Source organism: Streptomyces sp. (genome assembly GCF_036524955.1).
GTDB lineage: Bacteria > Actinomycetota > Actinomycetes > Streptomycetales > Streptomycetaceae > Actinacidiphila.
This window is the reverse complement of sequence record NZ_DATDBG010000154.1, coordinates 1-7,715: the sequence shown is the minus strand read 5'-3', so window position 1 is coordinate 7,715 and position 7,715 is coordinate 1. Positions and strand designations below refer to the sequence as shown.

Annotated in this window: 5 protein-coding genes and 1 pseudogene; 4 read left to right on the top strand and 2 right to left on the bottom strand. The window is 72.7% G+C overall.

What is annotated here, in order from left to right:
• Positions 1–28 precede the first annotated feature (28 nt).
• Complete coding sequence (locus VIW71_RS12500) at positions 29–766, bottom strand: hypothetical protein (RefSeq protein WP_331622191.1); 738 nt, start codon at positions 764–766, stop codon at positions 29–31.
• 262 nt (positions 767–1,028) lie between these two features.
• Here VIW71_RS12500 and VIW71_RS12495 point away from each other — a divergent pair, with 262 nt between their 5' ends.
• The 4 genes from VIW71_RS12495 (at position 1,029) to proC (ending at position 6,204) form a co-directional block, all read left to right on the top strand.
• Entirely contained in the window at positions 1,029–2,030 is a 1,002-nt protein-coding gene (locus VIW71_RS12495; protein ID WP_331622188.1) for a Ppx/GppA phosphatase family protein, read from the top strand.
• Positions 2,031–2,314: 284 nt separating this feature from the next.
• A complete protein-coding gene (locus tag VIW71_RS12490; protein WP_331622189.1) occupies positions 2,315–3,115 on the top strand; it encodes a sugar phosphate isomerase/epimerase family protein in 801 nt (266 codons plus the stop codon).
• Positions 3,116–3,277: 162 nt separating this feature from the next.
• A complete protein-coding gene (ilvD, locus tag VIW71_RS12485; RefSeq protein ID WP_331622187.1) occupies positions 3,278–5,131 on the top strand; it encodes a dihydroxy-acid dehydratase in 1,854 nt (617 codons plus the stop codon).
• Positions 5,132–5,370: 239 nt separating this feature from the next.
• Positions 5,371–6,204 carry a pyrroline-5-carboxylate reductase gene (gene proC / locus VIW71_RS12480; RefSeq protein ID WP_331622185.1) on the top strand — a complete coding sequence of 278 codons (834 nt, stop codon included), beginning with the start codon at positions 5,371–5,373 and terminating at the stop codon, positions 6,202–6,204.
• A gap of 102 nt (positions 6,205–6,306) precedes the next feature.
• Here proC and trpS read toward each other — a convergent pair.
• A pseudogene (gene trpS / locus VIW71_RS12475) lies at positions 6,307–7,307 on the bottom strand (tryptophan--tRNA ligase).
• Positions 7,308–7,715: the final 408 nt, after the last annotated feature.

Here is a 7,715-nt window from a genome sequence, read left to right as displayed (position 1 = left end):
CGCTCGTGGCATCCGGCCGATCCCCGGCCTACCGGGGGTCGGCGGGGTGCGGGGCCACCAGCGGAAGTCCCGAGGCAAGCCGCGCCGCACAGAGCTCAGCCAGCGCCTCGTACGCCGCCGGGCCCATCAACTCCGTCAGTTCGGGCCGGTAGGAGACGTACACCGGTTCACCCGCACCGTGCGCGGACGTCGCCGACGTGCACCACCAGTGCAGATCGTGACCGCCGGGCCCCCACCCCCGCCGGTCGTACTCGCCGATCGACACGACCAGCACCCTGCTGTCGTCCGGCCGGTCCACCCACTCGAACGTCCGCCGGATCGGCAACTGCCAGCACACGTCGGGCTTGGTCTCCAGCGGCTCGCGCCCCTCCCGCAGCGCCAGCGCGTGCAGCGCACAGCCCTGTCCGCCGGCGAACCCGCGCCGGTTGGAGAAGATGCACGCACCGTCCACGACCCGGGTCTGCCGCTCGCCGTCCTCGTTCTCCTCCGCCCAGAACCCGTCCGAACCGGTCCCCAGGGAGTGGAACTGCCAGGTCTGCGGAGTGAGCCGCGCCACATGGGAGGCGACCCGCTTCTCGTCGTCGTCGTCCGAGAAGTGCGCGCCCAGCGAGCAGCACCCGTCGTCCGCCCGACCGGCCACGATCCCCTTGCAGCCGCTGCCGAACACGCACCCCCAGCGCGAGGTGAGCCAGGTCAGGTCGCACCGGAAGACCTGCTCCTCGTCTGCCGGGTCCACGAACTCCACCCACGCCCGCGCGAAGTCCAGCCCGGCCTCGTCCGCCCTGGCCGCCTCGGACCCCCCGGCCGCCCCGGACCCACCCTCCGCCGCGACCGGAGGTACCGCCGCGTTCTTGTCGCCCCTGCGGGCCTTTGCCTTCGCCACGCGCCCAGCGTAAGACCGGAATGCACGGAATGCGGCACCCCATACGCCGGGTGCCGGACCGCCTACGCACCGCCCACCCGCCCTCGCCCTGCCCTCGGCGGGGGGTACCGCCACATCCGTGCCCCGCCCGCGCTAGCGTCATCGCATGCGACTCGGAGTGCTCGACGTGGGTTCCAACACAGTTCACTTGCTGGTGGTGGACGCCCACCCCGGCGCGCGCCCGTTGCCGGCCTACTCCCACAAGGCGGAACTGCGCCTGGCCGAACTCCTCGACGGCCAGGGAGCGATAGGCGAGGCGGGCGTGGACCGCCTGGTCGGTACGGTCCTGGACGCGCTGCGGGTCGCGGAGGACAAGGGCGCCGAGGACGTGCTGCCGTTCGCGACCTCGGCGGTGCGGGAGGCGGCGAACGGGGAATCCGTACTGGCCAGGGTCGAGCGGGAGACCGGTGTGCGGCTCGCCGTGCTGTCCGGCGAGGACGAGTCCCGGCTGACGTTCCTCGCGGTACGCCGCTGGTTCGGCTGGTCGGCCGGCCGGCTGCTGGTGCTGGACATCGGCGGCGGCTCCCTGGAGATCGGCGGCGGCATGGACGAGTACCCGGACGCGGCGGTCTCGCTCCCGCTGGGCGCGGGCCGGCTGACCAGCGGCTGGCTGCCCGGCGACCCGCCGACCCCGGAGGACATACGGAGCCTGCGCCGTCACGTCCGCGCCGAAATCGCCCGTACGGTCGCGGAGTTCGCCCGCTCCGGCCGCCCCGACCTGGCGGTCGGCTCCTCCAAGACGTTCCGGCAGCTCGCCCGGATCGCGGGCGCGGCCAGGAGCGCGGAGGGCCTGTACGTCCAGCGCACCCTGCGCCGGAGCGCGCTGGAGGAGTGGGTGCCGCGGCTCGCCGCGATGACCGTGGAGCAGCGCGCCGCCCTGCCCGGCGTGTCCGCCGGCCGGGCCCGCCAACTGCTGGCCGGCGCGCTGGTCGCGGAGGGCGCGATGGACCTCTTCGAGATCGAGGAGCTGGAGATCTGCCCCTGGGCGCTGCGCGAGGGCGTGATCCTGCGGAAGCTGGACGTGATGGCCACCGAGCCGGACCACGCGCAGATCGTCGAGCCCGGCGAGGACCCCGGCACGGAGGTCACCATGGCCCGCTGGAGCTGAGCCGCACGACGGTGGGGCGGCGTGCCGCTCTCCTCGGCCGTGGGCCGGCGGACTCGTACGGACCCGCCCGCCATGCGGCGGCCCTCGTACGGACCCGCCGGCCATGCGGCGGCGGCCCTCGTACGGGACGCGTGGGACCCGGGTGACGAGCGGCACGCCCCGCGTCGCGGCACCCCGTGCGCCCGACGCGCCGCCGTACCCTGTTGTCCGTGGCCGAACCCGAGGATCCCAAGGCGCACGACGTCCCCCGCGGCGTACGGCGCGGCGGCGGGCATCCCGTCCGCGTGCCCGCCGCGAAGGTGGCGCTGTCCACCGCCTCGGTCTACCCGGAGTCCACGGCGACGGCGTTCGAGATCGCCGCGCGGCTCGGGTACGACGGCGTCGAGGTCATGGTGTGGACCGACCCGGTCAGCCAGGACGTGGACGCGCTGCGTCGCCTGGCCGACTACCACGGCATCCCGGTCCTCGCCGTGCACGCCCCCTGCCTGCTGATCACCCAGCGGGTCTGGTCCACCGACCCCTGGGTCAAGCTCCAGCGCGCCCGGCTCGCCGCCGAGCGCCTGGGCGCCGGCACGGTCGTGGTGCACCCGCCGTTCCGCTGGCAGCGCGGCTACGCCCGCGACTTCGTACGCGGTATCTGGCGGATGGCGGACGAGACGGACGTACGGTTCGCGGTCGAGAACATGTTCCCGTGGCGCTACCGGGAGCGCGAGATGCTCGCGTACGCCCCCGACTGGGACCCCACCAACGACGACTACCGGCACTTCACCCTGGACCTCTCCCACACGGCGACCTCCCGTACCGAGACCCTCGACATGGTCGCGCGGATGGGCAGCCGCCTCGCCCACGTCCACCTGGCCGACGGCAGCGGTTCCGCCAAGGACGAGCACCTGGTCCCGGGCCGGGGCACCCAGCCGTGCGCGCGGCTGCTGGAGCTGCTGGCTGTCAACGGTTTCGACGGGCACGTGGTGATCGAGGTCAACACCCGTCGGGCGATGTCCCCGGCCGAACGCGAGACGGACCTCGCGGAGGCGCTGGCCTTCACCCGCCTCCACCTGGCCACCTCCGCGCAGGTGGGCCGATGAGCACGCACCCGGGCACGGGCACGCACCCGGCGCCATGAGACGCCCGTTCCGCCATACGGACCAGGTGTCCGAATCCTGGGCGACGGGCGTACGCTCGTGGCCCAGGGGCACCGCACCCGGCGGCGTCGTACGAACTCACAGTGAACCCTAGGGAGTGGAACCGTGCCCGAGCTGAGGTCACGTACGGTCACCCACGGCCGCAACATGGCGGGCGCCCGCGCGCTGATGCGCGCCTCCGGCGTCGCCAACTCCGACATCGGCAAGCCGATCATCGCGGTCGCCAACAGCTTCACCGAGTTCGTACCGGGCCATACCCACCTCCAGCCCGTCGGCCGGATCGTCTCGGAGGCGATCAAGGCGGCGGGCGCGGTGCCCCGCGAGTTCAACACCATCGCGGTGGACGACGGCATCGCCATGGGCCACGGCGGCATGCTCTACAGCCTGCCGTCCCGCGACCTGATCGCCGACTCCGTGGAGTACATGGTCGAGGCGCACTGCGCCGACGCGCTGATCTGCATCTCCAACTGCGACAAGATCACCCCGGGCATGCTGATGGCCGCCCTGCGGCTCAACATCCCCACCGTCTTCGTCTCCGGCGGCCCGATGGAGGCCGGCCGCGCCACCCTGGTCGACGGCACGGTCCGCAAACTCGACCTGATCAACGCGATCGCCGACGCCGTCAACGAGAACGTCTCCGACGAGGACATCCTCCGCATCGAGGAGAACGCCTGTCCGACCTGCGGCTCCTGCTCGGGCATGTTCACCGCCAACTCGATGAACTGCCTCACCGAGGCGATGGGCCTGTCCCTGCCCGGCAACGGCTCGGTGCTGGCCACCCACACGGCCCGCAAGGCGCTCTACCAGAGGGCCGGCGCGACCGTCGTGGAACTGACCGAGCGGTACTACGAGCAGGACGACGCGTCCGTGCTGCCGCGTTCCATCGCCACCCGCGCCGCCTTCGAGAACGCGATGGCGCTGGACATCGCGATGGGCGGCTCCACCAACACCATCCTGCACCTGCTGGCCGCCGCGCAGGAGGCCGAGCTCGACTACGGCCTCACCGACATCGACGCGGTCTCCCGCCGGGTGCCCTGCCTGGCCAAGGTCGCGCCGAACGTGGCGCCGGGCGGCACCTACTACATGGAGGACGTGCACCGGGCCGGCGGCATCCCGGCGATCCTCGGCGAGCTGTACCGGGGCGGGCTGCTCAACGAGGACGTGCACACCGTCCACTCGGCCTCCGTCAAGGAGTGGCTGGGCACCTGGGACGTGCGCGGCGGTTCCCCGTCCGCGGAGGCCGTCGAACTGTGGCACGCGGCGCCCGGCTGCGTGCGGTCGGCGGAGGCGTTCTCGCAGAGCGAGCGGTGGGAGAGCCTGGACACGGACGCGGCCGGCGGCTGCATCCGCGACATCGGGCACGCCTACTCCAAGGACGGCGGCCTGGCGGTGCTGCGCGGCAACCTGGCCGTGGACGGCGCCGTGGTGAAGACAGCGGGCGTGGACGAGTCGATCTGGACCTTCGAGGGCCCGGCCGTGGTCTGCGAATCCCAGGAGGAGGCCGTCGACAAGATCCTGCGCAAGGAGGTCGCCCCCGGCGACGTCGTGGTCATCCGCTACGAGGGCCCGCGCGGCGGCCCCGGCATGCAGGAGATGCTCTACCCCACGTCCTTCCTCAAGGGCCGCGGCCTCGGCAAGTCCTGCGCCCTGATCACCGACGGCCGCTTCTCCGGCGGGACCTCGGGCCTGTCCATCGGCCACGCCTCCCCCGAGGCGGCCTCCGGCGGCACGATCGCCCTGGTCGAGGACGGCGACCGGATCCGGATCGACATCCCGAACCGCTCCATGGAACTCCTCGTCCCGGACGACGTGCTGGCCGCCCGCCGCGAGGCCCTGGGCGGCATCTACGCCCCCGCGTCCCGCGACCGCAAGGTCTCCGCCGCCCTGCGGGCGTACGCGGCGATGGCGACCAGCGCGGACCGCGGCGCGGTGCGGGACATCTCGAAGCTGGAGCGCTGAGCCCCCGCCCCCGGCGGTCGCCTCCCAGTACGTACCGGGAGGCGACCGGTCTCTCCCCAGGGCGGACCACCGCTGCCGCCGCGTGCCGGACCACCGCGCCACCCAGGCCGGCGAGGTCGTGCGGCGGACGGCGAGGCCGACCGGGACACCCGTATCGGTGGACGGACGCGTCCGCCCCCGCTGCCGCCCGCCTGCGAGGATGGCCGGGAACGCACCCCGTACCGCTTGAGGTGAGCCGCATGACCGCCGCGACGCCCACGACCGCCGCACCCCAGAAAGTCGCCGTTCTCGGTACCGGAAAGATCGGCGAGGCCCTGCTCTCCGGCATGATCCGGGCCGGCTGGGCGCCCGCCGACCTGCTGGTGACCGCCCGCCGCGCCGAGCGCGCCCAGGAACTGCGCGAGCGGTACGGCGTCGAGTCGGTCGGCAACCCGGAGGCGGCCAAGGCCGCGGACACCCTCATCCTCGCCGTCAAGCCGCAGGACATGGGCGCCCTGATGGACGAACTGGCGCCGCACGTCGCGGCCGACCGCCTCGTCATCAGCGCCGCCGCCGGCGTCCCGACCGGCTGGTTCGAGGACCGCCTCACCGACGGCACACCGGTGGTCCGCGTCATGCCCAACACGCCGGTCCTGGTGGACGAGGGCATGTCCGTCCTCTCGGCCGGACGGCACGCCACCGAGGCCCACCTCGCCCGCGCGGAGGCGATCTTCCAGCCGGTCGGCAAGACCCTCCGGGTGCCCGAGAAGCAGCAGGACGCCGCGACCGCGCTGTCCGGCTCCGGGCCCGCGTACTTCTACTACCTGGTCGAGGCCATGACCGACGCCGGCATCCTGCTCGGCCTCCCGCGCGCCCAGGCCCACGACCTCATCGTCCAGTCCGCGATCGGCGCGGCCGTCATGCTCCGCGACAGCGGCGAACACCCGGTCAAGCTCCGCGAAGCCGTCACCTCTCCGGCCGGCACCACCATCAACGCCATCCGCGAACTGGAGAAGCACGGCGTACGCGCCGCCCTCCTCGCCGCCCTGGAAGCCGCCCGCGACCGCAGCCGCGAGCTGGCCTCCGGCAACTGACCCGGCCTGACCCGGCCGTACGGTCCCGGGCGCGCGGTGCACGTGCCCGGGACCGTACGGAGCATGGCCGGCCATGCCGTACGTGCCGGCGCCCGCTCCCGGTCACGCCGGCGGCAGCAGCCCGATCGCCCGGTAGGCCGCGTCCACGGTCGGCCGGGCCAGCGCCCGGGCCCGCGCCGCCCCCTCCCGCAGCACCCCGTCCACGTACCCCTGATCGGCGCTGAACTCCGCGTGCCGCGCCCGCAACGGCCGCAGCGTCTCCACCACCGCCTCCGCCGTGTCCCGCTTCAGTTCGCCCGCCCCCTCGTACGACTCCGCCAGCGTCTCCGGCTCCTTGCCCGTACAGGCGGACAGGATCTCCAGCAGATTCGCCACCCCCGGCCGCGCCGCACGGTCGTACGACACACCGGGCTCGCTGTCCGTCACCGCTCGCATCACCTTCCTGGCGATCAGCTCGGACTCGTCCAGCAGATAGACGATCCCCGAGGTCGCGTCGTGCGACTTACCCATCTTCGACTCCGGGTCCCGCAGGTCCATCACCCGCGCCGCCACCGCCGGATGCGTCGCCCGCGGCACCACGAAGGTCCGCCCGTACCGCTGGTTGAACCGCTCCGCCAGATCCCGCGTCAGCTCCACATGCTGCGCCTGATCGTCCCCGACCGGCACCTCGTCCGCCCCGTACGCCAGGATGTCCGCCGCCATCAGCACCGGATACGTCAGCAACGACAGCCGCACCCCCTGCCCGGACCGCTCCGCCCGCGCCGACTTCTCCCTGTACTGGATCATCCGCCGCATCTCACCGTCGGACGCCACACACTCCAGTACGTACGACAGGCGCGCGTGCTCGTCCACATGGCTCTGCACGAACACGGCACACACGGCAGGGTCGAGCCCTGCGGCCAGCATCAGGCTTGCCACCTGCTTGCTCAGCCGCCGCACCCGCGCCGGGTCGTGGTCGACGGTGAGCGCGTGCAGGTCCACCACACAGAACAGCGACTCCGCTCGGTACTGGTCCTCCGCCGCCCACCGGCGAAGCGCACACCGAGATAGTTCCCCAGGGTCAGATGCCCGGTCGGCTTGATCCCGCTGAAGATGCGCGTCATGGCTGCTGTCGTCTCCTGTTGTCCTCGCGGGTGTCCCACGGGGTTCTCCCACGGGTGTCCCCGCGACCGGAGCCGCCGCCCACCGCGGCCGGGACAACAAGAACGGCCGCCGAGAACGGCGGCCGTGGGATGCACACGTGATGCATACGTTCAGTCCCGGCCGCCTCTAAGCGACCCACCACTGGGGGCTGTACGCATGCGCTGTCATGTCTGCCAGGTTAGCCCTTGGGTGGCCGGCTCGTCAGCGGGTTGACACTGGTGGGGGTCGTGCGTAGGGTTCTCCGGGTTGTCCGATGTGAGCGCCGGCTGTGGTCGGTCCCCGGGCGGCTATTCCGGTGGAACCTTTCGAGATCGATACGCGCGTGGTCGTGTGTGGTTTTGTTGTGTGTTTTTTCGGAATGTGTGTGG